Genomic DNA, 24328 nt, shown 5'->3' on the forward strand with positions numbered 1-24328 from the left:
ATTCGCGGGCGACGTCCGGGTTGGGGAACGTCGATAGCCGTTCACAGACTTGATAGACGGCGAAGCCCGAGGCGGGCCGCGGCCGGTTCCGTGGAAGCCGGCCTTGTAAGATTAGCCGCGCGTGCCCTTGGCGATCGGTTCCTGGTAGCTGAACCCCATGTCCCAGGGAAAATAGATCCAGGTGTCCTGGCTGACCTCGGTGATGAAGGTGTCGATCACCGGAACGCCCTTGGGCTTGGCATAGACACATGCGAAATGCGCGTTCGGCAGCATGGCACGGACCTCTGCGGCCGTCTTACCGGTATCGGTCAGGTCGTCGACGACAAGCACGCCTTCGCCACCCTTTTCCAGCAGCGCTGGCGTGATGCCCTTCAGCACGGCCATTTCGCCTTGGTTGACGTAGTCGTGGTAGGAGGCGATGCAGACTGTCTCGATCAACCGGATGTTGAGTTCGCGCGAAATGATGGCCGCCGGCACGAGGCCGCCGCGCGTAATGCAGACGATGGCGTGGAACTCACGGTCGAGACCGGCAAGCCGCCAGGCGAGCGCCCTTGCATCGCGGTGAAACTGGTCCCAGGAAACGGGAAAGGCTTTATCGGGGAGGGACATGGATCTTGGCTCCGGCAGGCACGGGGATGACGACGCGCCGGGGATCACCGACGACCGCAGGCAGAGTCACCGCCGGGCGAGGCCCGGTCCCGAAACGCAATTCGCGCAGCGAAAGCGACTGCGCGAAAAAGGTCCCGAAAGGGATTTCTGCTTTTGGTCGCCGTTATTAGCGGGATTTGCCGCCAAAACGCAAGAGCATGCGGTATTACCCTCAGCGCGACAGCAGGGTCAGCGCCGTCATCGATTTCAGCATGGTCTTGGTCGTCCCGCCGAACAGCATCTCCCATAGTCGCGATTGGGTATAGGCGCCCATCACGAGCAGGTCGATGCTGTCTTCCGCCAGCCGCTTCTCGATGATCTGCGACGCAGACTTGTCAGCGCTTTCCGTTGTCGTCAGCGTCGCCTTTATTCCCCGCCGCACAAGCGCTGCCGAAATATCGGCGCCGGTTGCCGGCGCGTTGCTGCGGTTCTCGGCCGGATCGATGGAGAGGATCTCTACTGAGTCTGCAGCTTCCAGGAAGGGCATCGCATCGAAGGTGGCGCGCGCCGCTTCCTTCGAGCCGTTCCAGGCGATCAGCACGCGCCTGATCGGGTTCGGAGCCTTGAGGATATAGGGCACCATCAGCACCGGCCGGCCGCTTTCGAACAGGAAGCTTTCTACATCCACATGTCCGTCGGAAGGATGGGCCGGATCTGGCTGGACCGCGACGATCAGGTCGGCGCTGCGGGCCGTTTCGATGATGGGCTGCGAATCGTAGCCGGCCGAACTGGCAAAGCTGCGCCATTCGAACGACCCGCCGCTGGCCGTCGCCTTGGCATGGAACAACTGCTCGATGGTGGCGGCCTCGCTACGGGCCATGTCCTGCAGCGCCTGTACGGCGATCGGGTCCGGGATTTCCATCGGCGCCACCATCGGCACCGGCGACACGATCTCGGCGTGAAGGCCGATGACATGGCTGTTGTTGCCAGCCGCCAGCGAGAACGCAATATCGGAGGCGATGCCGGCACTTTGCGGCACGTCCAGAATGGTGACGATGGTTCTAAAGGCCATGGGATCTCCTTGGGTCATGAATGGACGTTGCCGTCATGTGGCGGTTTCCGCCGCGTGACGAAATTGCGCCCTAAGCCTCTGCCGAATGGTTTTCCTCGACCTTTGCCTTGCGGATGGTCTCGATCATCTGTCGTACTTCTTCGGCAGCAGCCTGCATCGCCGCCTCGGTGCGCGCCCGCACGACGATCTCCGTCGAAAAACTCTGCCCGAGATAGCGGGGGTAGGAGCCTATGCTGGTTTCCGGATGAGCCTTCTGGATGGCGCCGAGCGGTGTGCCGATATCGCCTTCGCCGAACGGACAGGCAACCGCCGTCGACAGCATCGGCGTGCCCGTGCGCAGGGTGGGAATGACATTGTCCAGCATGGCCTGGAACACCTGCGGCACGCCGGCCATCACATGCACGTTGCCAATGGTAAAGCCGGGTGCGGTCGAGACCGGGTTGGCGATATGGGTTGCGCCGACAGGCATGCGCGCCATGCGCTGGCGGGCTTCGGTGAACGGCATGTCGCGGCGCTCGTACATGGCAGCCATCAGCTTCATGGCTTCGGCATCGTGCTCGCAGGCAACGCCAAAGGCCTTGGAAATCGCATCGGCGGTGATGTCGTCGTGGGTCGGGCCGATGCCGCCGGAGGTGAAGACGTAGTCGTAGGTGCCGCGCAGCGCATTCAATGCCGCAACGATCGCGTCTTCCTCGTCCGCGACGATGCGAACTTCCTTGAGGTCGATGCCCGAGAGCAGCAGGATGTCGGCGAGATGGCCGATATTCTTGTCCTTGGTCCGGCCGGACAAAAGCTCGTCGCCGATGGCGAGCATCGCGGCAGTGATGATCTGGTCTGTCATAGCAGTCTTTGCCTTCTCTCAACGGTTCCGGCGAAACTTACAGCAAAACGCGCCCGCGGGAAGACCCGGATTCGATCGCAAAAAATGAACGCCAAAGAAAATCGTTCAATATAAATGAACAGTCCGTATCTGGCACCCTATCTGGAATGGGTACCGCCGTTAGGCTAACTATCGACCATCAGCACAGGGATGCTGCGAGGCACGATATATGCTGTTGGAATTCATCAAACGCATTCTCTCCGGTTCGCCGTATGCGGCGCCGTCAACACTCCCAGCAAAGGAAGAGAAGAAAATGGCCAAGGTCCTGGTTCTATATCATTCCACATACGGTCATATTGAAGCGATGGCTTATGCCGTTGCCGAAGGCGCAAAGTCGGCCGGTGCCGAAGTTGTCGTCAAGCGCGTGCCGGAACTGGTATCCGACGAGGTTGCCAAGGCATCGCACTACAAGATGGACCAGGCAGCGCCGATCGCCACTGCCGACGAACTCGCCGAATACGACGCAATCATCGTCGGCGCCGGCACCCGCTTCGGCACGGTCGCTTCGCAGATGCGCAACTTCTGGGATCAGACGGGCGGCCTGTGGTTCGGCGGCAAGCTGGTCGGCAAGGTCGGCTCGGCCTTCACGTCGTCTGCCAGCCAGCACGGCGGACAGGAGTCCACCATCCTCGGCTTCCTGCCGACCTTCCTGCATCACGGCATGGCTGTCGTCGGTCTTCCCTACAGCTTCGCCGGCCAGCTCGGCACCGAAGAAGTCAAGGGCGGCTCGCCTTACGGCGCAACGACGATCACCAACGGCGACGGCTCGCGCATGCCGTCTGAAATCGAACTCGAAGGCGCAAGGTTCCAGGGCGCCCACGTGGCAAAGATTGCTGCCAAGCTCGCCTGATTTTCGCTATTGAATAATTAGAAAGCGCGGCCGTGAGGTCGCGCTTTTTGCATGAAATACAGATGCGTTAAGAAGATCAGATGGTGCGGACGACGGGGGTCGAACCCGTACAGCCAAGGCCGAGGGATTTTAAGTCCCTTGCGTCTACCAGTTTCGCCACGTCCGCCTGCCTTCCAAATCAACGAGTTTGACGATTCCGTCAACCCGGTGATCTCGGATATCGGCACGCAGCTGAGGTAACTGTGGCGTCTTCCTCGGCCGGATGGCTGCTTCAGCCGGCCACCAGGAGGTCCGGCGTCCATCGCGCCCGGATGCGGTTGAAGGCGTAGCCCATCGCCACGCCTGCAATTGCTCCGCCGCCCTTGACGAGGGCGTCGTGCAGCCTTGCATGGCGGGTAGGCGAGAATTCCTGAAGGAACTCGAAGCCGAGTGCGCCTGCGACCAGAAGAACTCCGATCGATTTCCAGTGGCGTGGGTAGGCCAGTACAAAAACCAGACCGGCCAGCGCATAGGCGCCGGCGCGGTCGATGTTGACCGTCGTCAGAGTATACGGCCTGAGGTCTATCGGCGAAACGGTGGAAAAGAGGATAAAGGCTAGCATGGACCATGCCGCGCCCTTCAGGAGGATTCGTGTCATCATACCGTCATATTAGACAGGCTCACGGCGGAATAAAGGCTTGGCATTCAGACGCCGAAAGGAGAGCGGCCCAAAAAAGACGAAGCCCGCCAACCCGGATACACCAGGCGCATAGCGGGCCTCTAACCATCATCATGATGGCTTGCCGTATAGGGTGCACCCCAGAAGTAGATGTCAATCCAAAGAAATGAGGGGTTGAGCCTTGTTGTCCGCTACGATTCTTTCGGAAGAGACATTATGAGGGTGGTCAGCACCGAAAAAGCGGAGTTTGCCTAGCCTCAGACAAATAAGAGACTTTATCTAGACAGCTGGCCTGTGTCATAGCCAGACGCTTGAAACAACGAAGGACGTTCGGATTTTGAACACACGGGATGTCGACAGCGCACAGGAAGCCATGCGGGAGATTTTCCCCGCAACGCCGCTGCAATTCAACGAGCATCTCTCCGCCCGCTACGGTGCCGATATCTGGCTGAAGCGCGAGGACCTGACGCCCGTGCGCTCCTACAAGATCCGCGGTGCCTTCAACTTTTTCCGCAAGCAGATGGCAGCCGGCGGTACCGGTAAAGTCTTCGTCTGCGCCTCGGCCGGTAACCACGCGCAAGGATTTGCCTTCGTGTGCCGCCACTTCGGCGTGCCCGGTGTGGTTTTCATGCCGGTGACGACACCGCAGCAGAAGATCGAGAAGACCCGCATATTCGGCGGCGAATTCATCACGATCAAACTCTTCGGCGACTTTTTCGACCAGTGCTACCAGGCTGCCCGCGACTACGTCTCGGCCAATGACGGCTTCATGGTGCCGCCGTTCGACCACGCCGACATTATCGAGGGGCAGGCGACGGTGGCGGCCGAAATCGCGGCGCAATTGCCGGAGGGCGTGCTGCCGGATCTGGTCGTGATGCCGGTCGGCGGCGGCGGCCTCGCTGCCGGGATCACCGGCTATTTCAGCGATGTCCTGCCACCGTCGGCGTTCCGTTTCGTCGAGCCGGCGGGCGCTCCCAGCCTTCGTCGCTCGGTAGAGGCCGGAAGCCTGCTGACATTGCCGAAGGTCGATAATTTCGTTGACGGGGCGGCGGTTGCCCGCATTGGCGATCTCAATTTTGAAGCATTGCGAGGTTTCCCCGCCGATCAGGTGATGCTGATGCCGGAGAATGCTATCTGCGTGACGATCATCGACATGCTGAATGTCGAAGGCGTCGTGCTCGAACCGGCCGGCGCTCTGGCGATCACCGCGCTCGAGGCGATGGATCGCGACGCTATCCGTGGCAAGACCATTGTTGCCGTCGTGTCCGGTGGCAACTTCGATTTCGAGCGGTTGCCCGACGTCAAGGAGCGCGCCATGCGCCATGCGGGCTTGAAGAAATATTTTATTCTGCGTCTGGCCCAGCGTCCTGGGGCGCTGCGTGACTTTCTCAATCTGCTCGGCCCTGACGATGACATCGCCCGCTTCGAATACCTGAAGAAGAGCGCCCGCAATTTCGGTTCTATCCTGATCGGAATCGAGGTGAAGAATGCGGACAGTTTCGCGGAGCTGCGGCAGAATTTCGAGAATGCCGGACTTGGCTACGAAGACATCACCGATAACGAGATCCTTGCAAACCTGATCATATGACTGTCTGCGCTTTCAGGCCGCGGCAAACCAAGAGGCAAACAATGGCGTCCTTCTTCTCCACGATCCTGTCGCTGTTCACCGGTGCCGGCGGGCCCAAGGCCGAGGCCACAAAGGCGGGGGCGCCAGCCGCCTCGCAGACCTATCAGGATTGCCAGATTTTCGCCGTTCCGCAGCGTGAAGGCAGCCAGTTCCGTCTGGCCGGTCGTATCGAAAAGCAGGTGAACGGCGAAATCCTGGTTCGGAGCTTCATCCGCGCCGACGTTTTCAGCTCGGTCGATGACGCGGTGGAGACGACCTTCCGCAAGGCGCAACAGATCATCGACCAGCATGGCCCGTCGCTGTTTGCCGATGGCGAGCCTAGCCGTCAGGTCTGATTGGGTGCGCTGTTTCGCCAGTAACGGATGAGGGGCTTGATCGCCCATCATCTGCAAAAAAAACATCTCACGTTATTAACAAGAAGTCGCAGGAGCGGGTGGGGATCGGCTCCATCAGCAGCATTTCCGCGAGTTTTGCACTTAAGCACCGCTTGTCGCTACTCTCTCTTCTTAACTGGCACCGCGCAGCGTTAACATCGTTGCGTCAAAATACCGGATTCGACTGCAATAGACTTGGCGGAACCTCAGCCGTCCTATATTTCAAACTTAAACGGTCGTTGTGCAGAAACACATTTAAGAGGCGAAAGCGGACAATGCGATGAGGGAGCTTAACCTGGCTTTGTTCGTGCTCGAGGCCGTCGCTTATTTTGCGATCATGGTGACTCTCCTGCATTTGCGGCACCGTATCGGGCTGGGCGTCTTCCTGACGGCACTCGGCGTAATGCACTTCATGGAAACCTATCTCGCAGCCGTCTTCTATGTCGAACTGCCTTTCGGCGTGGTGTCTCCCGGCTCCTCGGTGTTTTTCGCCGGCAAGCTGATGATGATCCTGATGCTTTACATGCAGGAGGATGCGGCGATCGTGCGCCAGCCGATCTACGGTCTGTTTCTCGGCAATTTGCTCACCGTCGCGATTGCCTGGGCGGTGCAGTTTCAAATTCCCGCCGTGGTATCGCCGGGCCGCAGTACGGATTTCGCTTTTCTTCGGGAGATGGGTTGGCTGATGATCTGGGGCACGGCGCTGCTCTATATCGACGCCATAGGCATCATCCTGCTCTATGAGAAACTGGGTCGTTTCATACAGCGCTGGGTCGTGTTGCGCTTCATGATCGCAGGCTTCGTGCTGCTGACCTTCGACCAGATCGGCTTCTTTGCGGCTTTACATTATTTCTCAGGCGTTCCGATGGCTGCCTTCTGGAGCGGTTGGATTGGTAAGCTTCTCGCCGTTCTGATCTATTCGGGGCTTTTCGCGCTCTATCAGCGCAGCATACGACGACATCTGGCGACCACCGCGCACCGCTCCGTGCTCGACGTGTTTCACGACCTGACGTTTCGCGAGCGCTACGACGATCTCTTCTCTCGCAGCGGTCGCGATCTGCTGACGGGTACGTTCGATCGCAACCGCATGGAGGTGGAAGGGCCGCAGATACTGCGCGACAGCCAGAAGCGTAACGAAACCATGACGCTGCTGCTGATCGACGCCGACGACTTCAAGGCGGTCAACGACCAGTTCGGCCATCTCGAAGGCGATGGCGTCTTGAAGGCGGTCGCCGCCGCAATCTCGAACGCATTACGCCCGACCGACCGGCTCTTCCGGTTCGGCGGCGAGGAATTCGTGGTGCTCTGCACGCGGACAAATCACGCGGAGGCATTGCTTCTGGCCGAGCATCTGCGGTGGCAGGTGGCGGAAACCATTCGCAATCCAGGGGGCAAACCCATCACCGTCAGCATCGGCGTTGCAACGTCCGGGGATGATGCCGCAAGCTTCAACGGCCTGCTGGCAATCGCCGACGACCGGCTTTACCTCGCCAAGAATGACGGCCGCAATCGCGTCGTCGGCCGCGCCGGCTGGAAGCCGCTGGGCTGACGCCGGCGTTGCGCTGGTTGTTCCGACGGGCACCATCGGCACCCGTCGCATAAGCTAGCCGCGATCAGAGAACCAACCGGAACGTATGGAAACCGTCGGCGCCGTCGCCCACATCCTCGACGCGGACGCTTTTGAGGTCGGCGATATAGGTCTTCGCCTTTGGCGCGCTGTCGAACACGACAGTGGTGCCCGGCATCGGCTTGAAGGTCCAGTTGCCATCGGCGCTGGGGTTGATGGTGCGCTGGTCGTGGATATAGCGGACGATGACGTCGCGATTTGTATCAGGCGCCTGATAGACCACCTTGTCCGTGGCGATATCCGGAAACTTGCCGCCGCCGCCCGCCCTGTAGTTGTTGGTGACCACCAGGAATTTCATTGCCGGATCAATCGGTTTTCCGTCGAACTGCAGGTTTTGAATGCGATTGGAATCGGCATTCACCAGCTTGCCGTCGTCATCGAACCGACGCTTCTGCGAAAGGTCGATCTGATAGGTGACGCCGTCTATGACGTCGAAATTGAACGACGGGAAGGCCTGGTTCAGCAGCGGTGCATCTTTTGCCCCCGGTGTGATCTGGTTGAACATCGACGCCGACATCTCGAGCCAGTTTTTGACCTGCGCTCCGTTGATAACGACGGCTTGCACGGTGTTCGGATAGAGGTAGAGGTCGGCGACGTTCTTGATGGCAATTGGTCCTGCGGCGACGTCGGTGTAGTAGTCCGGGCCGTTGCGGCCACCGCATTTGAAGGGCGCTGCTGCAGAGAGAACAGGCAGATCCTTGTACTGCGTCTCCTTCAGCATGTCCTTGATGTACCAGCTTTGCGCCTTGGAGACGATCTGGACCGAGGGGTCGTCGGCCACCAGCGCGAAATAGGAATAGAGCGGCGCCGCCGTCTTGCCGACGGGCGTGCGCACATAGGCGAGGGTTGCCTCGTGCTCTGCTTTCGCTGCCTCGACCACTTCCTTCTTGTCGCCGACATCGGCGATGACCTTCTTCTTCTCGTCGCGGTGATAGATCGGCCGAGCTTCGCAAGTGAAGTCGACGATCTTCCAGTCCTTGCCGTCCTTTTCCAGCAAAAGGTCGATAAGGCCGAGGTGAGAACCCCAGAAGCCGCCCATGACAGCAGGTTTGCCCTGCAACGTGCCCTTGACGGGGTCGGCGCCCTTGATCCCGTCCCAGGTTTTCGGGCCGGGGAAGACCAGATGCTGGTGGCCCGTGAAGACCGCATCGATGCCTTCGACTGCCGCCACATAGAGCGATGCATTTTCCATCCGGGCGGACGGAGCAGACCCATCGATGCCGGAATGCGAAAGGGCGATGATGATATCGGCGCCCTGTTCCTTCATGACGGGCACCCATGCCTTGGCGGCCTCGACGATATCGCGGGTCTGTGCCTTGCCTTCGAGGTTCTTGAGATCCCAGAGCATGATCTGTGGCGGAACGAAGCCGATAAAGCCGATTTTGATCGGCGTCTCCTTGCCGGCACCGTCCTTGATGGTCTTGTCGAGGATCATATACGGCTTGAAGAACAGGTCGTCCTTCTTCGGGTCGCTGGCCAGTTGCCCTCTGGTGAGGTTGGCGCAGACGAAGGGGAAGTTGGCGCCGCCCAGAACTTTGAACATGAAGTCGAGGCCGTAATTGAATTCGTGGTTGCCGAGCGTGCCGACGTCGTAATTGAGCGTGTTCATGGCCTTGATGACGGGGTGGACGTCCCCGTCCTTCATGCCGTGCTGATAGGCCATGTAGTCGCCCATCGGATTGCCCTGCAGCACGTCGCCATTGTCCACGAGAATCGAATTGGTCGCTTCGGCACGGATGGAATCGATGATCGTTGCCGTCCGCGTCAACCCCATCGTCTCGTTCGGCTTGTCGGCGTAGTAGTCATAGGGGAAGACGTTGACGTGGATATCCGTGGTTTCCATCAGCCGCAGATGGGCCTGATTGCCGGCTGCGCGCGCCGAAAAGGGGTGCAGCATGACAAGTGCTGCAGACGCACCGAGACCGCCCAGCAACGAGCGGCGGGACATGGAAAAATCGAAACTCGCAGGCATGGCTTTCTCCTCAGCATTCATCGACGTCCCCCGACGCCGGGCGAGACTAGGATGATTTATCGAGGAGTGCACCCGTTAAGTGACAGGTAGATGGCACCAGTCCGGCAAGCGGTCAGCGTTTCAAAACCGGCGTGATATCCTTGTGGAAAAATCGGAAATAGGAGCTGACCTGCGCCGCCGCATTGGAGCTGCGGTTGAATTCGACGCCAATGCGGCCATTGCGCATCCAGCGGACCGTCCCCTCGATGGTGCCGATTTCTTCGCAGTCGATGCGGACCTTGCTGCCGGCCGCTCCGAGGAAGGCGCCGCTCAGATCGAGCGCCAGGCCCGTGGGGGAAAGATCGACAATGCGGCCTTCGGTTTCACGATTGAGATATCTGACGCTGCCGACCAGGCGCGCATGGCGACGGACCTGGCTGCGCACCTTCATACCGAGCATGTTGGGTTCGTTCTGCATTGTCATTCCTGCCTCCAGTTAAGGATTAGCCGACAGACGTTGATAATGAGTCTATGCCAAGCTTAAGTTTCGAAGCGGCGTACTCCGGTTAAAGACCGACATTCGGCCTGTCGATCACCTCTCGTAGCGCGAAGCTAGAGTTGATCTTGACCACATGCGGCAAGGCGGACAGCCAGTCGCGGTGGATGCGCTCGTAGTCCTCCAGATCGCGTGCGGCGACCCGCAGGATATAGTCGTACTCGCCCGACATCAGATAGCAAACGAGCACGTTCGGGCAAAGTTTTACCGCTGTTTCGAATTCGGTCAACGTTTTGGCGAACTGGCCGGACAGCGAAATATGGACAACGGCGATCATCCGGTAGTCCAGCGCCTTGTGCGACAGGCGCGTGTGGTAGCCGCCGATGGTGCCGTTCTTTTCGAGAATATCGACGCGGCGCGAGCAGGCTGATGGCGAAAGGCCAGCCTTTACGGCAAGCTCGGTATTGGTGATCCGGGCATTCTGCTGAAGAGCTCTCAAAATGGCACGATCGATGGCATCAAGCTCGGACATTCGAATATCCTTCGATATTTGATGGTAAAACGCAATTATCGTCGAAAAGCGATAGTTCTGCAAACCGTCTTTGCAAGGACATTGCGTCGCCGAAATGGTTCACTCAAGTATCACGATCCGCAAAAGCGGACGGCTATCGAGAGGAACGAACATGCGCATCGGCTGCCCGAAGGAAATCAAGAACCACGAATACCGCGTAGGCCTGACGCCGGCCGCCGTGCGTGATTATGTCGCCCACGGCCACCAGGTCTGGATCGAGACCAAGGCCGGGGCCGGCATCGGTGCCGACGACCACGCCTATGCAGCGGCCGGTGCCAAGATTGTCGGCTCGGCCAAGGAAATTTTCGAGGGTTGCGACATGATCGTCAAGGTCAAGGAGCCGCAACCGCAGGAGTGGGCACAACTGCGCGAAGGCCAGATCCTTTATACCTATCTCCATCTCGCTCCGGATCCGGAGCAGACAAGGGGCCTGCTGGCTTCCGGCGTCACCGCCATTGCCTATGAGACTGTGACCGACGACCGTGGCGGCCTGCCATTGCTGGCGCCGATGTCGGAAGTCGCCGGACGCCTGTCGATCCAGGCTGGAGCGACGGCATTGCAGAAGGCCAATGGCGGTCTCGGCGTCCTCCTCGGCGGCGTTCCCGGGGTGCTGCCGGGCAAGGTCACCGTTATCGGCGGCGGTGTCGTCGGGCTGCATGCTGCCCGCATGGCCGTCGGCCTCGGTGCAGACGTCACCATCCTCGATCGCTACCTGCCGCGCCTGCGCCAGCTTGATGACCTCTTTGCCGGCCGGGTTCACACCCGCTATTCCAGCATACAGGCCTTGGAGGACGAAGTCTTCTCCGCCGACCTGGTCATCGGTGCCGTGCTGATCCCTGGTGCTGCTGCGCCAAAACTCGTGACCCGGGACATGCTGACCGGCATGAAGAAGGGTGCCGTCATCGTCGATGTCGCCATCGACCAGGGCGGCTGCTTCGAGACCTCGCATGCAACGACGCATTCCGATCCGACCTATGTCGTCGAAGGCGTCGTGCATTATTGCGTGGCCAACATGCCGGGTGCCGTACCGGTCACGTCAGCCCATGCGCTGAACAACGCCACGCTTCACCATGGCCTGGCGCTTGCCGATCGCGGCCTCCGCGCCATCGCCGAAGACCGCCATCTGCGCAATGGTCTCAACGTTCACAAGGGCCGCATCGTCAATGCAGCGGTTGCCGAAGCACTCGGCTATGAAGCCGTTGCGCCGGAAAGCATCCTGAACGTCGCCTGACCGCAAGGCCAGCTGTCAGATGAAGGCGCCGAGCTCCCCATGGACCGGCGCTTTTTGCTTGTCTATCCGGCACTGATAGCAGTTGTTGCGCGCCGATCGCACGTGGACATAAGCTATTTCCGGCCGCTCCAGCAGCGTTTCGGCATAGGCGGGAATGTCGTCGGTGGCCGTGACGGCGCCCGTGCCGTAGACGATGCGATTGCTGTCGCTGTATCCCCGCACGATGAAGTCGCGGGTGCCGGACAGAACGGGCGGCAGGACCTCCTCTGCCGCATAGCGTTGGCAAGGCAGCTTGTGTAGAAAGACCGGGCCGGTTTCGGCGTATGGCTGCAGCTCCGGAAAAGGCCGATAGGCAAAGACCAGCAATTCGTCCCCGGCGTCGATATTCCGGAGGCAATGCCGGCAGGGATTGCCGGGGCCATCGGAGATCGTGGTTTCCGGCAGTCTCCCGTAGGCATCGGCGTCTCCGCTCCAGAGAGCTTCGGCATCGGCGTAGGGCATGGCGGCGAAACGAATGTTGGACATGACAGATCTCCCTTTAAGGTCGTCATGACATGCGGCTCCGATCAGGGCGAAACCACCCGTTTCTTGCCGTTCGTTTTCAAAGCGCTATTTTTCGATTAAAAGGGAGCGTCAGCATGCCAAACATCGATCTCGACTATCTCGCCAGGCAGAATGACAAGATACTCGAAGAACTCAGCGTATTGCGGCGAGAGGTTGCCAACCTCAGGGCCACCGCCGGGCAATCGCTCGAAATAGACCGGCGCACAGATCCGCGCCGGCCAAACGGGCTGTCGCGCTAGTCTCAGCCGCGCTTGATGATCTCGAGCAACTCGTCGTCAGTCAGCGGCGTGACTGTGCCTTGCGCCGTCGATACCGGTGAAAAACCGAACATCTGGTAAAGCTGCAGCGCGCGCGGATGGTCGAGATTATTGGTCGTCACCACGATCCGCTGCGGGTTCGAAAGCCACAGGGCATAGAGAGCCTGCAGCAGGAACCACTTGCCGATGCCAAGCCCGAGCGCATGCTCTATCAGCCCGAAGTGACTAAGCTCGATTGTGTCCTCGTCGACACGAAAATGTTCGAAGAAGCCGGCGGGCGCGCCATTGACGTAGAGAACGCTGACATCGTTGCGCTCGTCATGGAGGACGGTCGTCAGCTCCTCGTCGCTCATTCTCATCCGGTCCACCCACTGCCATCGGGCACCGACCTGCCGGTAGAGATAGCGGTAGAACGGCAGCGGGATCTTCGGTGCCCGCATGACGGCAGCCTGGATATTGATCGGGATCGCCAGGCTGGTCTTCGGCGGCGCAGTCATTTCCAGCCGGGTGATCTGGACCGGTATTTGTGCGAGGGTTGTTTCAGTCATGTTCAAGCCTTGCCGGTGGCGATGGGTGTGTCCTGCCGGCTTCCCCATTCCGTCCAGGAGCCGTCATAGAGCCGGTTGTCGCTGTGATCGAGTGATTCCAGCGCCAGCGTAATGATTGCCGCAGTGATACCCGAACCGCAACTGGTGACGACCGGCTTGGAAAGATCGATGCCGGCGGCCTCGATGGTCTGCTTCAGTTTTGACAGCGTCTTCAGCTTGCCGCCGGTCGAAAAGGAGCCGGAAGGCAGGCTGCGGGCACCCGGCATGTGGCCGGAGCGCATACCGGCGCGGGGCTCGGGTTCCTCGGCTGCGAACCGGCCGGCGCTACGCGCATCTGCAATCTGCATGGCGCTGCTGGAGACGATATCGCGCATGTCCTCGAAGCCGACCACGCGCTTGTCGTCGAATACAGGGGTGAAAGTCGCGGGCTGCGGATCCGGCGTCGTCGTTTCCAGGGGACGGCCCTCGGCCTTCCAGCCATCGAGGCCGCCATCCAGCACTACGACCTTGCTAGCGCCCATGATGCGGAACAGCCACCAGGCGCGCGGTGCCGAAAAAATACCGGGACCGTCATAGACGACGATCCGGTCGGTTGCCGATATCCCAAGCCTGCCGACCTGTTCGGCGAAATACTCCGGGGAGGGCACCATGTGCGGCAGGTCCGTGGAGTGATCGGCGATCTTGTCATGGTCGAAACGGACGGCGCCCGGAATATGGCCGGCGGCGTATTCGGCCTCCGCGTCCCGCTTCTGCGCCGGGAGATAGAACGCGGCGTCGACCACCTTCAGGTCCGGAGCGCCAAGCTGCTGTTGCAGCCATTCGGCCGATACGACAAAACGGCTTTGGTCGACACTCATGCTGATCTCCATGCTGTTCAGGCTTCTTGCCCGGGCGTTCCGAAGCGGATGCGAAAACGCCGGTTTTCCTTGCCCTTTTTTTCGATCTTGGCGATATAGATCGCGCCGACCTCCTGCGTCTCAGACACATGTGTGCCGCCACAGGGCTGGCTGTCAACGGACGAACTCTCGCCGATGCAGACGAGACTGACCCGGCCAAGTCCTGTCGGAGGCCGAACGTTCTTGGACTTGACGATGCCCGGATTGGCGGCAAGCTCTTCGTCGGTAATCCATTGCAGGGTGATCGGGTGATTTTCGTTGACGAGCGTCATAAGCTTCGCCGTCACATCGTCCTTGTCGATGGCCTCGCCCATGTCGAAGTCGACGCGGCTCTCGTCTTCGCCGACGGCAGCGCCTGTGATCGGGTAGGGGCAGACGACGGACAGGAGATGGCAGGCGGTGTGCATCCGCATCAGCCGGTAGCGGCGCGGCCAGTCGATGTGCAGAACCACTGTCTCGCCGACGGAAGGCACGGCCTCGCCTTCGAGCGGTGCGTGCAGGATAATGTCCTTGGTCGCGCCATGGCGTGCCTGGCCCAGCAGGATCCTTGAGCCGTCGCTGCGTTCCAGAAATCCGGTATCGCCGGGCTGACCGCCCGATGTTGCATAAAAGCAGGTCCGGTCGACTTCGATGCCGCCGTCCTCGTGCACTGCAGTCACCGTCGCCTCGACGGTCGACAGATAGAAATCGTCACGGAAGAGCGCCTCGACTGTCATCGGCAATCACGCGACCCGTTCATAGGGCACGGAAATCTCCGGGGACGCCGTCAGCCAATCCGGCACAGGCAGGCCCTTTGACTTCAGGAAGTCCGGGTTGAAGAGCTTTGACTGGTAGCGGTTGCCGTAGTCGCAGAGGATGGTGACGATGGTGTGCCCGGGGCCGAGATCCTTCGCCATCCGCATCGCGCCGGCTATGTTGATGGCTGACGAGCCGCCGAGGCACAGCCCTTCATGTGCTGCAAGGTCGAAGACAAGCGGCAATGCGTCTGCATCCGAGATCCGGTAGGCAAAATCAGGCTTGAAGCCCTCGAGATTGGCTGTGATGCGTCCCTGGCCGATGCCTTCGGTGATCGACGATCCCTCGGATTTCAGCGTGCCATGGGCATAGAACTCATAGAGCGATGCACCTTCGGGATCGGCGAGGCCGATCTTGATGCCCTTGTTGAAGCCATGCAGGCCCATCGCCGTCCCGGCCAGCGTGCCGCCGGAACCGACCGCGCAGATGAAGCCGTCGACCTTGCCATGCGTATCATCCCAGATTTCGCGCGCCGTCGTCTCGATATGCGCCTGGCGGTTGGCGAGATTGTCGAACTGGTTCGCCCAGATGGCGCCGTTCGGCTCGGTTTTTGCCAGTTGGTCAGCCAGCCGGCCGGAGACTTTGACGTAATTGTTGGGGTTTTTGTAAGGTGCAGCCGGCACCTCGACCAGTTCCGCGCCGAGCAGCCTCAGCGCGTCCTTCTTCTCCTGGCTCTGCGTTTCCGGGATGACGATGACGGTGCGATAGCCCAGCGCCTTGGCGACGAGCGTGAGGCCGATGCCAGTGTTGCCGGCCGTGCCCTCGACGATAACGCCTCCCGGCCAAAGCAGTCCCTTTTTCTCGGCGTCACGTATGATGTAGAGCGCCGCACGGTCCTTGACGGATTGCCCCGGGTTCAGGAATTCCGCCTTGCCGTAGATCGTCGAGCCGGTCGCCTCGGAGGCGCCCTTCAGCTTGATGAGAGGTGTGTGGCCGATCGCTTCGAGGACGGAGGGGTAAACGCTCATGGGATCTGCCTTCTGTTTGATCCTATTGTAAGAACGGTCTTTTCTCTCCACAAGGCGGCATTGGCAAGAAATACCGTTCTCATAGGGCGGCCGGTGCGATAAAATTCATCGGTTCAAAGCAATAAGTCTGCCTTGGTGATCTGTCGATTGACTTTTGGCGTATGGATCAGCAGAAAAGTTCGAGCGGGTGAACGGGTCTTGGTCGGAACGAATATGGTGGGCAATCACATCGATACTTTCGACGCGCTGATGGCGCATTACGTTGCCGGCTCCCTTCCGGAACCTGCCCGCATCCTTGTTGCCACTCATCTGGAGATGCAGCCCGTCAATCGTTTAATCGTGCATGATCTAGAAGCACTTGCAGGCGAGGCTCTGGAACAGATGCCCGCCGTTGATGTCGGTGACAGGAATTCCCGGCTTGCGACCATTTTCGCATCGTCGGGCTCCCCGGAACCGGCGCCGCGCCCGGCCGAGAGATCCGTGCACGGGGGGTTGCCACGGACGCTGCGGGATTTCATCGGTTATGATCTTGCGGATATACCGTGGCGCAGCAAGTTGCCGGGCTTCAGGAGATACGGGCTTGGCGAAATTGATGGCTGCGAGGTCAACCTCATGTGGATCCGCGCCGGCAGGAAGCTGCCGACCCACACCCATCAGGGCGCCGAGTTGACGCTGGTGCTGGAGGGGGCATTTTCGGATGCTCGCGGCCGCTACGGGCCGGGTGAGATATCGATCGCCGACGACAGCATCGTACATCGGCCGGTGGCCGAAAACGACCGGCCCTGCATTGCGTTCTCTGTGCTCGAGGCGCCGATAAAATTCAAGGGGCCGCTGACGCGGCTCGTTGGCGACCTGCTCGGCTGAAAGCAGCCACAATAGCGTGTTATCGGCAGCAACAAACTGCTGGACAGGAACTTTCTGACATCGCCTGGTGTTGAACCGGACCCGCCGAGGAGCAACGAGATGCGTGACTATGTCGCCCGACCCGATCATGGGATCGTCTGGATTTCCGGAGCCAGCTCGGGCATTGGACGAGCGCTCGCGCTCAAGCTTGCGGGTGAAGGGTACCGGGTTGCAGTAACCGCCCGTAGCCACGAAAAGTTGCTCGAACTCCAGCTGGAGGCAGCAGGACTTGCCGGCAGCATCATCGTTCTCGATGGTGACGTTACCAGCGCCGAGGACATGGAGCACACCGTCGCCGCCATCGAGTACCAGCACGGCACTCTGGCCATGGCAATCTTCAATGCCGGTGTCTATCTGCCAGTGGACGGTGCGCATCTGAAACACGATGACTTCGAGCGGAGCTTCTCCGTCAACCTCTCCGGCGTGGTCAATTGTTTGATCCCCGCCGTGCGTCACATGAAGGCGAAGGGGCAGGGCCAGATTGCTATCGTCTCGTCAGTCACCGGCTATGGAGGGCTGCCGACAAGTGCCGCCTACGGAGCCACCAAGGCGGCGCTCATCAACATGGCCGAAAGCCTGAAATTCGATCTCGATAAACTCGGCATCCGAATCCAGATCATCAATCCGGGTTTCGTCGATACCGAAGCGACGAAGAACAACCAATTCCCGATGCCGTCGCTGGTAACCGCTAAGGTCGCTGCCGACGAGATCGCCGCAGGCCTAAAGTCGCTCTCCTTCGAGATCAGCTTTCCGAAGAGTTTTACGCTAAGGCTGAAGCTGCTGAAGTTCCTGCCCTACAATCTCTATTTCAAGGCCATCAACCGGTTTACCGGATGGCCCGAGCGTGGGGTAGAGCCGCCGCGAGATCCCTCTCCGCATCCGGCCGAGTAGCGGCTGGCCTGCTGCCGTCGATGCGCGAGCGCAAAACCTTGTGCGCTGCCTCGTCGAGCGGAAAATTCCACATCAGCGCCACGGCGATGAGCTTCAGCGCGATGGGTATCCATGCATAGGAGATGGCCAGCGTCCAGAGAGCCTCCGGCCGGTTGCCGGCGCCGGCCGCAGCATCGAAGCCGAAGGCGGATAGCAGCGGAAAGATGAGCCCAACACCCGCCGCCAGCGAGAGCTTGGTGGCCAGCCCCCAGGCCGCAAAATAGAGGCCGCCGCGCTGCGAACCGGATTGGGCGGTGTCCACATCGATGACGTCGGCCTGGATTGCCGGGGGCAGAGATAAATCGAAGCCCAGCATGAGGCCCGTGACGATGCAGATCGCGCCAAAACCATAGAGCGAACCAGAAGGCAGCAGCGGTGCCGCGACGAAGGCGGCACAAGCAACGATCATTGCAATGCACCAGGCGCGATGCTTGCCGAAGCGTCTGGCAGCCAGCGTCGCCAGCGGAACACCGGCGATGCCGAAGAGGAAATACATGAACAGCAGCGGCCCGCGCGATTGCGGCAACCCAAGCCGGTCCGATACGAAATAGAGAAAGAGTGTCGCGGGGATGCCGTTTGCAAAGCCGTTGATAAAATACGCGATCAGCAGGCGGACGAACGGCTTGTTTGCCGCCAGAAAGCCGAGGCTCTGCCGGAGGGCTACCCTGGCGACTCTATGCTCGCGCGGTTCCGGCACGAAGATCACGGCTATCAGGCCCGAGACCGGCAGGCTGATGGCCACGATGATCCCAAGCACGGCCAGTCCGGAAATTGGAGCTCCGCGCTCCATGCCGATGGCGAACGGCACGACGATGGCGATCAGCACCCCGATCAGTGATATCCCCTCGCGAAGGCTGGTGAGCGATGTGCGACCACTGTAGTCGTCGATCAGTTCCGCGCCCCATGCCGAATAGGGCACCATCGCCATCGTATAACCGAGCGACAGCACCACGCCCCATGCGCCCAGCCACAGCAACGTCACACCCGGTGGTGGCGAGTAGAGCATCAGAGCGGCAAGCGAGGCGATGGGTACCGAGATCGAAAAGAGCAGGCGACGTCGGCCGAAGCGAGGTCGGAAGCGATCCGCGACCACGCCGACCAGTGGATCGGATACGGCATCGAATATCCTCACCAGCAGCAGCACCAAGCCCACGCCAGCAAGGGGGAGGCCTATGGTTTCGGTGTAGTAGGTCGGCACCACCGCATAGAGCGGCAGGCCGAGCGCTGCGAGCGGCGCTGCCGGCAGCGCGTATGCCAGAAGCCGCCACCAGCCGATCGGTCGCTCACCGCCCGACTGCGGTGAACGAAGTCCGCCCGCGTCACGCCCTGGCAAAAACCACCTGGCGTACGTCGATATTGCGCGAGAGGAAGCCCGCCTCGCAGTAGAACAGGTAGAAGTCCCAGAGCCGCTTGAAACGGTCGTCGAACCCAAGCGGCTTGACCCGCTCCCAGGCGGCCCAGAAACGGTCGCGCCATTCCGCCAGCGTCCGGGCATAGTCGAGCCCGAAACCGAAATCCTTGACCATCGACAGGTCAACCTTCCGGCTCAGTGCCAGCAGATGTTCCGGCGTCGGGAGCATGCCGCCGGGAAATACATACTTCTGGATGAAGTCGGGGTTGGCCTTGTACTTCGCGAAGGCCTCCGGCTTGATCGTAATGATCTGCAGGCCAGCCTGGCCACCCGGCTTCAGGCAGTCCTTCAGCTTGGAAAAATAGGTCGACCAGTATTTCTCTCCGACCGCCTCGAACATTTCGATCGAGATGATCTTGTCGTAGACGCCGGTTTCGTCGCGATAGTCCTGAAAGCGGAAATCGACGCGGTCGCTGAGGCCAGCCTTGCGGATACGCTCTTCGGCGAAGACGAGCTGTTCGCGGCTGATGGTCAGGCCCGTAACCCGGCACCCCATTTCCCGCGCGGCGAATTCGGCGAACCCGCCCCAGCCGCAGCCGATCTCCAGCACATGGTCGCCCGGCTCGATGCCGGTGGCTTCCGCCAAGGCCCGGTATTTCGCATTCTGGGCCGACTGCAGGTCGTTGGCGCCGGTAGAATAGAGCGCGGAGGAATAGGTCATGCTCGGATCCAGCCACGCCTTGTAGAAGTCGTTGCCGAGATCGTAATGCGCCGAGATATTGCGCTTGGACCCGGCCTTGCTGTTGCCGCGCATCCAGTGGCGAATCTTTTCGACGACCTGCATGATGCCGCCGGTACCATTAGCGTACTGGTCGGCGGCTTCGCCATTGATCAGGAAAAGCTGGAGGAACGATACGATGTCGGGGCTATCCCAGTCGCCGTCCATATAAGTCTCTGCGACGCCGATCGTGCCTGTGAGCAGCGCCCGGTAGGCGAGCTTCCAGTTGCGCAGCGTTACCGCAGCTTTGGGACCCTCCACCTTGCCGACAACGACAACTTTGCGGCCGTCCGGCATCTGGATTGCGAGAGAACCGGTCTGCATCTGCAGCAACCCGCGAAGCGCAAATCGCGCCTTCAGCGGTAACCCCTTGCCAACGCGCGCTATGTTCTCCTGCGTCAGGATCTCGGCGCCCTCGGCGAATTTCGTCCAGTCCTGCCTGTAAGTCATCGATGCTCCGGTAGCAATTGGCTTGGCTCCTACACCTATATGATGTGCCACCGGGACTTGCCAGTCCTTGGCATCTATTGTCGGGGAATCCCAAGTCATTCTGCGGCCTCCAGGGTTATGCGCTGCGGCTTGATGCTGACGGAAGGCGGAGCCTTTGGCTTAGGGATATATTTAGCCCCCTTGAGCCACAGCTTCAGTGCCTCCCAATGAATGCCGGCGACGATCTTCAGGGTCAGGAACGGGATGCGGACGGTCAGCGCGAGAAGCGTTGCTGTTGCCATTGTCTGCCGACGTCCAGTGAATGTGGCCGCCAGCAACGGACCCTCGGCATCGGTTTCGAGGATACGCCAGCGAATTTCATCGCCCGGCGGGAGCATGCGGAAATGATAGCGCATCTGCATCGGGATAAAGGGCGACACGTGGAAAATCTTGTCACAGCTCTGGCGCAGTCCGCCTTCTGTCATCTCGCCGTCGCTGACCGGGCAGACATAGGTGTGGCGCTCGCCGAAAGTGTTGCGGACCTCGTAGATGGCAGCCATCATGCGCTCGTCGGTGCCGTACGCGTAGTAGACAGAAATCGGATTGAAGACGTAGCCGAGGATGCGCGGGTAGCAGACCAGCACGATGCGGGCGGCCCGTTCTGCAAGACCCGCGTCGGAGAGCAGTCCGTCGGCATAGGCGCGTAGCGTGGAACTGTCGCCGCAATGGTCCTTCTCATGGAAAGCCACAAGGTTTCTTTTGTTTACGGAAAACAGCGCCGACAACCTGTCAGCCTCGACAAGGCGATCGAGGTCGACCAGCAGTGAGAATACCCGATACTGGAAGCGGTGGCCGAATGGCTTCATGCGCTGGTGCATCACCTCGCCGGTATAGAGAGCAGCGGGCACACGCGGCACCGGACCGTTGCGCTCGAGGTTGACGCCGCCCTTTTCCAGAGGCTTCCTCATACCAAGACTTCAAGTTCTTGCTTGGCACGGACGGCAGCCTGCCTCGGGGCGCGCCACGGGATGACGCGGCCGAGCGCCTCGGCTGCCGCGAGACCGGAGGTCAGGCCGTCTTCGTGGAAGCCGTAGCCCGTCCACGCGCCGGCGAAATGGCTGTGGTTCCGCCCCTGAATGCTGGCAAGCTGCGCTTGTGCATCCATGCTGCCGCCGTTGAATTGCGGGTGGTCGTAGGAATACTCGGCAAACACCTTCGACGGATCGGGTTCGCGGTCCGGGTTGAGGGTGACGAACAGGGGATGGTCGTCACGAATGCCTTGCAGCCTGTTCATCCAATAGCTGACAGCACAGCCGTTTTCGCCTTCGCCTGCGCTGGAACGGAGATAGTTCCAAGACGCCCATACCTTGCGGCGCTTCGGCATCAGGGCGAGGTCACGGTGGAGCACGACACGGTTCGGGCCATAGGGGACAGCGCCGAGCAGACGCCGTTCTTCGGGCGTTGCGTCCTTCAGCATCGCCAGGGTCTGGTTGCTGTGGGCGGCAAAGATCACCTTGTCGTAGATCGCCTCGCGACCGTGCTCGTCGGTGATCAACACGTGATCGTCGCGGCGCTGGACGCCGCGGATGCCGCATGAGAGCTTCAGTCGGTCGCCGAGTGGTGACAGCAGCTTCTCCAGATAGTTGCGGCTTCCGCCGGTGACCGTGCGCCACTGGTGCTGCTTGAGGTAGATCAGGCGGTGATTGTCGAAGAAATTGACGAAATGCTCGGCGGGGAAGTCCAGCATCTGCGCTGCCGGTGTTGACCAGATGGCGGCCGCCATGGGGATCAGGTAGTTGTTGGTGAAGCCCGGCGAAAAACCGCGCCAGTCGAGGTAGTCGCCGATCGAGCGTTCGGCCAGATGGCCGGCAGCGCGGTCCGTAAGGCAAGTCTTGTTGAAGCGCATGATCTCGCGCACCATCCACAGGAAGGAGGGACGCAGCAGGTTGCGTTTCTGGGCGAACAGCGTCCCCAGATTATCGCCACTCCATTCCATCCTGCCGCGGTCGAGCGACAATGCAAAGCTCATGTTGCTGGCATGGGTTTTGACACCCAGCTCGGAAAATAGCGCCGTCAGGTTCGGATAGTTCTGCTCGTTGTAGACGATGAACCCGGTGTCGACGGAAATCGGCGTGCCGTCATAGTCGATGTCGACCGTTGCCGTGTGCCCGCCCGCCCGGTCCGCCTTTTCGTAGAGCGTGACGTCGTGTACCGGGTGAAGCGCCCAGGCGGCGGAGGTGCCGGAAACGCCGGAGCCGATGACCGCGATTTTCATGCGGTGGGCGCCGTGGTGTCCGGGGTCTGCAAACAGGGCGTTCATGCGGCGTCCTTTACTGCACTATAGGCTTTCAGCGCCCGGTCACGGGCCTTTGCGTGGTCGACGATCGGGTTGGGGTAGGTCTTGCCGAGAGCGATGCCCGCCTGGTCGAGCACCGATGCCGGTGCCTCGAACGGCCGGTGAATGTACTTGTTGCCGAGTTCGGCCAGTTCCGGAACGAACTCGCGGACATAAGTCCCCTCGGGATCGAATTTCTCGCCCTGCAGAATGGGGTTGAAAATACGGAAGAACGGCGAGGCGTCGGCCCCGGACCCTGCGACCCACTGCCAGCTAGCAGCATTGCTGGCGGGATCGGCGTCGACGAGCGTGTCGCGAAACCACTCCTCGCCCTGACGCCAGTCGATCAGCAGATCCTTGATCAGGAACGAAGCGACGATCATGCGGACGCGATTGTGCATCCAGCCATGCTTCCACAACTGCCGCATCCCGGCATCGACAATCGGGTAGCCTGTACGCCCTTGCGTCCAGTCCTCGAACAGATCCGTTTCCGTCCTCCATTCGAAGGCGTCGAAACGCTTGTTCCAATTGGCGGAGGGAAGGGCCGGGAAGTGGAACAGGAGATGATAGGAGAAATCGCGCCAGGCCAGTTCCTTGCGGAAATGGATGACGTCGTCCTGCGGCGTGCTCTTCGGCAGGTTGCGCGTCGCATACCAGATGCGGGCTGGCGATATCTCGCCGAGTGCCAAATGCGGAGACAGCATCGAGGTCGCGGGCTTGGCCGGGAAATCACGATCCGCCTTGTAACCAGTCAGCGCCTCGTCGACGAAGTCGTCGAGCCGCGCGCGCGCCGACGCTTCGCCTGGCACCCAGACGTCGGAGAACGAGAGCGCCCAGTTCGGCTTTGTCGGCAGCAGCTTCCAGTCCGACAATGGCTCGCTGTCCGGCCACGCTTCAGGGGCTGTGATTTTCTTCGGTGCATCCAGCGGCTCCGGCGGCTCGCCACGGCCTTCGAGCGCCCGCCAGAACGGCGTGTAGACGCGGTAGGGTGTGCCCCCGCCGGTCATCAGCTTCGAAGGCTCATGCATCAGCTGACCTGCAAAGCTGGTGGCCTCTATGCTGCGCTCGGCGAGTTGCCGCTTGATCTCGGTGTCGACGGCGATACCGGCAGGGTCGTAGCGGCGGTTCCAGACCACGCCGGTCGCGCCTGAGGTTTCTATCAGCTTTGTGAGCACCGAAAGCGCCTCGCCGCTTGCAAGCATCAAGTCGCTGCCAAGTTCGCGAAGGGACACCTGCAGCGCAGTCAGCGAGTGATGGAGCCACCAGCGCTGTGCGGCGCCGAGCGGTCCCGTGCCGTCTTTATCGGGTTCGCGTATGTAAAGGGGAAAGATCGGCCGGCCTTTTTCGCAGGCGGCATGCAGCGCGAGGTTGTCGTCGAGCCGGAGGTCCTTTCTGAACCAAAGGATGGTACATCCGCTCGCCTTCGTCACTGCCGTCATCCCCCTTTTTCCTTCTGATTGAAGTCTGTTACGCATCTACGTTGTTGTCGGATCAAAGGTTTCAAGGCTTGCGGCGAAAACCCGGCGCAGCCTTGTCCCAGGCGATGCATGCCGCGTGAAAGCAAGCGAAATGCGCTGGCACATCAGATTCTCCGAGGCCTGTCACCGTTCTGTTATGCAACGTGGTTAGCTCTCCGGCCATATCGGCAA

The 24328-nt window shown here is 60.6% G+C and carries 25 protein-coding genes and 1 tRNA gene; 8 read left to right on the plus strand and 18 right to left on the minus strand.

The features are described from left to right. Positions 1 to 111: 111 nt before the first annotated feature. The 3 genes from gpt to PR017_RS05870 all read right to left on the minus strand — a co-directional run bounded on the left by gpt (position 112) and on the right by PR017_RS05870 (position 2501). Positions 112 to 609 carry a xanthine phosphoribosyltransferase gene (gene gpt, locus PR017_RS05860; RefSeq protein ID WP_111220719.1) on the minus strand — a complete coding sequence of 166 codons (498 nt, stop codon included), beginning with the start codon at positions 607 to 609 and terminating at the stop codon, positions 112 to 114. Positions 610 to 820: 211 nt separating this feature from the next. After that, on the minus strand, positions 821 to 1660 hold the full coding sequence (locus tag PR017_RS05865) for a universal stress protein (RefSeq protein ID WP_111220720.1): 840 nt from the start codon (positions 1658 to 1660) through the stop codon (positions 821 to 823). Between the two features lie 70 nt (positions 1661 to 1730). Then, entirely contained in the window at positions 1731 to 2501 is a 771-nt protein-coding gene (locus PR017_RS05870; protein WP_111220721.1) for a competence/damage-inducible protein A, read from the minus strand. Between the two features lie 292 nt (positions 2502 to 2793). On the opposite strand from PR017_RS05870, the gene wrbA reads away from it, so the two are divergent. Continuing rightward, entirely contained in the window at positions 2794 to 3390 is a 597-nt protein-coding gene (wrbA, locus tag PR017_RS05875) for an NAD(P)H:quinone oxidoreductase type IV (RefSeq protein WP_111220820.1), read from the plus strand. Positions 3391 to 3471: 81 nt separating this feature from the next. Here the strand turns inward: wrbA and PR017_RS05880 are convergent. After that, positions 3472 to 3556: transfer RNA gene (locus PR017_RS05880), tRNA-Leu, on the minus strand. A gap of 105 nt (positions 3557 to 3661) precedes the next feature. After that, complete coding sequence (locus tag PR017_RS05885; protein ID WP_240539005.1) at positions 3662 to 3991, minus strand: VanZ family protein; 330 nt, start codon at positions 3989 to 3991, stop codon at positions 3662 to 3664. A gap of 394 nt (positions 3992 to 4385) precedes the next feature. On the opposite strand from PR017_RS05885, the gene ilvA reads away from it, so the two are divergent. The 3 genes from ilvA to PR017_RS05900 all read left to right on the plus strand — a co-directional run bounded on the left by ilvA (position 4386) and on the right by PR017_RS05900 (position 7598). Beyond that, positions 4386 to 5636 (plus strand): threonine ammonia-lyase IlvA, encoded by a 1251-nt coding sequence (ilvA, locus tag PR017_RS05890; RefSeq protein ID WP_111220723.1) that lies wholly within the window; start codon positions 4386 to 4388, stop codon positions 5634 to 5636. 41 nt (positions 5637 to 5677) lie between these two features. Beyond that, positions 5678 to 6010 carry an HlyU family transcriptional regulator gene (locus PR017_RS05895; protein WP_111220724.1) on the plus strand — a complete coding sequence of 111 codons (333 nt, stop codon included), beginning with the start codon at positions 5678 to 5680 and terminating at the stop codon, positions 6008 to 6010. A gap of 319 nt (positions 6011 to 6329) precedes the next feature. Beyond that, on the plus strand, positions 6330 to 7598 hold the full coding sequence (locus PR017_RS05900) for a GGDEF domain-containing protein (RefSeq protein ID WP_111220725.1): 1269 nt from the start codon (positions 6330 to 6332) through the stop codon (positions 7596 to 7598). 64 nt (positions 7599 to 7662) lie between these two features. On the opposite strand, the gene PR017_RS05905 is transcribed toward PR017_RS05900, so the two are convergent. From PR017_RS05905 to PR017_RS05915, 3 genes are all read right to left on the minus strand, one after another. Beyond that, complete coding sequence (locus tag PR017_RS05905) at positions 7663 to 9648, minus strand: bifunctional 2',3'-cyclic-nucleotide 2'-phosphodiesterase/3'-nucleotidase (RefSeq protein ID WP_111220726.1); 1986 nt, start codon at positions 9646 to 9648, stop codon at positions 7663 to 7665. Positions 9649 to 9760: 112 nt separating this feature from the next. After that, positions 9761 to 10111 carry a PilZ domain-containing protein gene (locus PR017_RS05910; RefSeq protein ID WP_111220727.1) on the minus strand — a complete coding sequence of 117 codons (351 nt, stop codon included), beginning with the start codon at positions 10109 to 10111 and terminating at the stop codon, positions 9761 to 9763. A gap of 82 nt (positions 10112 to 10193) precedes the next feature. Beyond that, the gene (locus PR017_RS05915) at positions 10194 to 10655 is read right to left on the minus strand and encodes an Lrp/AsnC family transcriptional regulator (protein ID WP_111220728.1); all 462 of its coding nucleotides are present in this window, start codon (positions 10653 to 10655) and stop codon (positions 10194 to 10196) included. Positions 10656 to 10806: 151 nt separating this feature from the next. On the opposite strand from PR017_RS05915, the gene ald reads away from it, so the two are divergent. Further along, the gene (gene ald / locus PR017_RS05920; RefSeq protein WP_111220729.1) at positions 10807 to 11925 is read left to right on the plus strand and encodes an alanine dehydrogenase; all 1119 of its coding nucleotides are present in this window, start codon (positions 10807 to 10809) and stop codon (positions 11923 to 11925) included. Between the two features lie 15 nt (positions 11926 to 11940). On the opposite strand, the gene PR017_RS05925 is transcribed toward ald, so the two are convergent. Further along, positions 11941 to 12450 carry a DUF1203 domain-containing protein gene (locus PR017_RS05925; protein WP_111220730.1) on the minus strand — a complete coding sequence of 170 codons (510 nt, stop codon included), beginning with the start codon at positions 12448 to 12450 and terminating at the stop codon, positions 11941 to 11943. Between the two features lie 113 nt (positions 12451 to 12563). Here PR017_RS05925 and PR017_RS05930 point away from each other — a divergent pair, with 113 nt between their 5' ends. Next, positions 12564 to 12728, plus strand: coding sequence for a hypothetical protein (locus tag PR017_RS05930; protein WP_164498242.1), 165 nt, complete (start codon positions 12564 to 12566; stop codon positions 12726 to 12728). Between the two features lie 2 nt (positions 12729 to 12730). Here PR017_RS05930 and PR017_RS05935 read toward each other — a convergent pair whose 3' ends face one another. Genes PR017_RS05935 through PR017_RS05950 form a run of 4 tightly spaced genes read right to left on the minus strand, consistent with a single transcriptional unit; the run spans position 12731 to position 15953 of the window. Continuing rightward, positions 12731 to 13294: a GNAT family N-acetyltransferase gene (locus PR017_RS05935; RefSeq protein ID WP_111220731.1), complete on the minus strand. Its 564-nt coding sequence runs from the start codon at positions 13292 to 13294 to the stop codon at positions 12731 to 12733. 2 nt (positions 13295 to 13296) lie between these two features. Then, complete coding sequence (gene sseA / locus PR017_RS05940; RefSeq protein WP_111220732.1) at positions 13297 to 14151, minus strand: 3-mercaptopyruvate sulfurtransferase; 855 nt, start codon at positions 14149 to 14151, stop codon at positions 13297 to 13299. A gap of 17 nt (positions 14152 to 14168) precedes the next feature. After that, positions 14169 to 14906 (minus strand): alanyl-tRNA editing protein, encoded by a 738-nt coding sequence (locus PR017_RS05945; protein ID WP_111220821.1) that lies wholly within the window; start codon positions 14904 to 14906, stop codon positions 14169 to 14171. 6 nt (positions 14907 to 14912) lie between these two features. Continuing rightward, positions 14913 to 15953 (minus strand): cysteine synthase A, encoded by a 1041-nt coding sequence (locus tag PR017_RS05950; RefSeq protein WP_111220733.1) that lies wholly within the window; start codon positions 15951 to 15953, stop codon positions 14913 to 14915. Positions 15954 to 16166: 213 nt separating this feature from the next. On the opposite strand from PR017_RS05950, the gene PR017_RS05955 reads away from it, so the two are divergent. Together PR017_RS05955 and PR017_RS05960 are read left to right on the plus strand one after the other, a co-directional pair. Then, positions 16167 to 16817 (plus strand): ChrR family anti-sigma-E factor, encoded by a 651-nt coding sequence (locus tag PR017_RS05955; protein WP_111220734.1) that lies wholly within the window; start codon positions 16167 to 16169, stop codon positions 16815 to 16817. A 99-nt stretch (positions 16818 to 16916) separates the two neighbouring features. Beyond that, positions 16917 to 17747, plus strand: coding sequence for an SDR family NAD(P)-dependent oxidoreductase (locus PR017_RS05960; protein WP_111220735.1), 831 nt, complete (start codon positions 16917 to 16919; stop codon positions 17745 to 17747). On the opposite strand, the gene PR017_RS05965 is transcribed toward PR017_RS05960, so the two are convergent. The 5 genes from PR017_RS05965 to PR017_RS05985 all read right to left on the minus strand — a co-directional run bounded on the left by PR017_RS05965 (position 17683) and on the right by PR017_RS05985 (position 24118). Next, on the minus strand, positions 17683 to 19119 hold the full coding sequence (locus tag PR017_RS05965; RefSeq protein WP_206423180.1) for an MFS transporter: 1437 nt from the start codon (positions 19117 to 19119) through the stop codon (positions 17683 to 17685). The two genes, PR017_RS05960 and PR017_RS05965, sit on opposite strands and share 65 nt — an antisense overlap. Beyond that, positions 19106 to 20365 (minus strand): SAM-dependent methyltransferase, encoded by a 1260-nt coding sequence (locus tag PR017_RS05970; protein ID WP_111220736.1) that lies wholly within the window; start codon positions 20363 to 20365, stop codon positions 19106 to 19108. Before PR017_RS05970 ends, PR017_RS05965 begins: the two co-directional genes overlap by 14 nt. A 95-nt stretch (positions 20366 to 20460) precedes the next feature. Beyond that, entirely contained in the window at positions 20461 to 21312 is an 852-nt protein-coding gene (locus tag PR017_RS05975) for a DUF1365 domain-containing protein (RefSeq protein WP_111220737.1), read from the minus strand. After that, complete coding sequence (locus PR017_RS05980) at positions 21309 to 22664, minus strand: NAD(P)/FAD-dependent oxidoreductase (protein WP_111220738.1); 1356 nt, start codon at positions 22662 to 22664, stop codon at positions 21309 to 21311. Before PR017_RS05980 ends, PR017_RS05975 begins: the two co-directional genes overlap by 4 nt. Beyond that, complete coding sequence (locus tag PR017_RS05985; protein WP_111220739.1) at positions 22661 to 24118, minus strand: cryptochrome/photolyase family protein; 1458 nt, start codon at positions 24116 to 24118, stop codon at positions 22661 to 22663. The genes PR017_RS05980 and PR017_RS05985 overlap by 4 nt, the downstream gene beginning before the upstream one ends. Positions 24119 to 24328 lie beyond the last annotated feature (210 nt).

The sequence above is a fragment of the Rhizobium tumorigenes genome (genome assembly GCF_003240565.2).
Classification (GTDB): Bacteria; Pseudomonadota; Alphaproteobacteria; order Rhizobiales; family Rhizobiaceae; genus Rhizobium; species Rhizobium tumorigenes.